The following is a 2,412-nucleotide window of genomic DNA, read 5'->3' on the forward strand; positions in this document are numbered from 1 at the left end:
AGGGCGTTGCGGGTGGCGGCGGGTCCGCAGTAGTAGAAGTTCGGTTGGGCCTGGTAGTCGTAGCGGAGTTCCTTGCTGGTGTTGGCTTGGTCGCGGCCGTGGTCGCCGCGGTCGCCGTGGGTGTCGCTGTGGTCGTTGTTGTGGTTCTGGGTGTGTACGGCGGCGGTGTGTGTGGGTGCGGCGTGGGCTTGGGTGGCTAGCGTCATCGGTCCGGCGATGGCGCCGGCGGTGAAGGCGAGGCCGGCGCTGGTGAGGGCGGCCTTGCGCAGGATGGGGGTGCGGATGCTGTTGGGGAGGATGCGGGTGAAGGTGGTCATGGTTGATCGCCTTTCATCCGGGGGTACGCGCCGGCCTGTGGGGGTGGGTCGGCGGTAGGGGATCGGGGGCGCCTGTCACGGCCTGGTCCGCGTGGTGGGCTGCGGGGCCGTGGCGCGGGGCGGCACCAAGCGACACGTAGTGGCGTGATGTGCGGGGATCCGAGGTGTTTCCTGCCCGGTGGGTTGGTGTCCGGGGCTGGGGTGCGGGTACAACGTGTGGGGCCGGGGGATGTTCCCGGTGGGGGGCCCTTGCTGGTGGGCTGGCGCCGTGGCCGGGTACAACGTCTGGGGCCGGAGGATGTTCCCGGTGGGGCGCCTTGCTGGTGGGCTGGCGCCGTGGCCGGGTACAACGTCTGGGGCCGGGGGATGTTCCCGCCGGGAGCGGCTGGTTGGCCGGTCCCGGTGTAACGGCCGACCGTTGGGCGATGTTCCCCGCCTGGGGCGGCTGGTTGGCCGGTCCCGGTGTAACGGCCGGCCGTTGAGCGATGTTCCCGACGGGCCGGGTCTGACTGCCCGCCACCGGCGGACGTCCCGACCGAGGGCTGATCGGCTGGCCGGTCGGGTGTAACGGCCGGCCACCCGGTGATGTTCGCGCCGGGCCTTCGGATTCGGCGTGGTGACCGCCGGGCGCGGGCGCTGCTCCGCCCGTCTGCACATCTCAACGCTGAGGCGGCCGGGCCGATTCCGGATATCCGGACATTTCGCCAAGTCGATCATATCCCTGAATCGGATGAAGAACACCATACCGGACATCAGGCCGAGTCCATGGTGCGCGCGGATCGTGATCGTGGATTCCTGCTGCCCCTCAAGGGGCACCGATAATCCACGATCGCTATGGCCGCATTGGCGGGGCATGGTCCGGTTGTCCACAGGTTGCCGAACTGGGCGGTGACAGCGACCCGGAGCCTGGCCAGACTCGATCGGTATGTCCCTACCCGACCCGATCGCCGGGTTGCGCTCACCGCCCGACCCCGATGGCGAGCCGTTGACGTACCTGCTCTGGATGCAGGACGAGGTGATCAGCCGGCGGCAGGCGCTCCGGTATCTCACTCCGAAGGCACTGCGGCATCGGCTCGCCACCGGTCGGTGGCAGTCCCCCTCGCCAGGGGTGTATCTGGCGCATTCCGGGACGATGACCCAACGGCAGCGCTGGTGGCACGCCGTACTCGCGGCAGGTGCCGGTCGGCGCGCGACCCTGGCCGGCGCCTCGGCGTTGGAGCAACTCGGTCTGCGAGGGTACGGGACATCGGGCATCCATGTCCTGATCCGGGCCCATCGCCGGGACTTCGACCCGCCACCCGGGGTCGTGGTCCATCGCACCCGTGTCCTGCCGCCGGACGACATCCACCGGATGGGCCTGCCACCGTGCACGATGCCGGCCCGGTCGCTGGTGGACGCGGCGCAGTGGGCTCCGAATGACGGCCGAGCCCGGGCCATTGTCGCGGCCGGCTTCCAACAGCGTCTCGTCTCCGCGGCCGACCTGGATGACGTACTGGCACGAATGCCTCGGATCCGCCGGCGCCGGTTGATCCTGGCGGCGGTGGCCGACGCCCGGGACGGCGCCGAGTCCATCGCCGAATCGGATTTCCTGCGGTTGTGCCGGCGCGCCGGACTGCCGGAGCCGAGCCGCCAGGTACGCCGGACGGATGCGACGGGCCGGCGGCGATACCTGGATGTGTACTTCGAGCGGTGGAACGTGCTGGTGGAGATCGACGGTGGACAGCACCGCGAAGTTGGGCGGTGGTGGGCGGACATGCGCCGGCAGAATGATCTGTGGATCTCCGGCCTGCGTGTGCTGCGGTTCCCGTCGTGGGCGGTCCGGGAACGATCGGCCGAGGTGGTCGCCCAGGTCCGGTCCGCCCTGGCCGCCGCCGGATGGTCCGGCTGACCGCGCTTCGACCGGTGGCCCGACTACTTCGGCCCGGGGCGCCGGCTGGTCCGCCGCGATCACTTCCGGCTGGCGCCGGCCGACCGTTTCCGGCTGCATCCGGCCGGTCCGCCGCGATCGCTTCCGGCTGGCGTGATCGTGGGTCTCTCTTTCTTCCCCCAGGGGAACCGAAAAACCCAACTCCCCCAAAAAGACGATCCCGTCGTC

General features: G+C 70.3%; 1 protein-coding gene and 1 pseudogene. One reads left to right on the top strand and one right to left on the bottom strand.

Annotated elements, in window-relative coordinates; translation table 11 throughout:
* A pseudogene (locus tag ACXN5W_RS30215) lies at positions 1-284 on the bottom strand (hypothetical protein); the annotation flags it as partial.
* A gap of 958 nt (positions 285-1,242) precedes the next feature.
* On the opposite strand from ACXN5W_RS30215, the gene ACXN5W_RS30220 reads away from it, so the two are divergent.
* The gene (locus ACXN5W_RS30220; protein WP_473161793.1) at positions 1,243-2,205 is read left to right on the top strand and encodes a DUF559 domain-containing protein; all 963 of its coding nucleotides are present in this window, start codon (positions 1,243-1,245) and stop codon (positions 2,203-2,205) included.
* Positions 2,206-2,412: the final 207 nt, after the last annotated feature.

It is taken from the genome of Plantactinospora sp. A48 (assembly GCF_055793945.1).

Bases quoted from the DNA above. Each gene is read 5' to 3' on its own strand.
- ACXN5W_RS30220 (WP_473161793.1), top strand. From the start codon at position 1,243: ATGTCCCTACCCGACCCGATCGCCGGGTTGCGCTCACCGCCCGACCCC.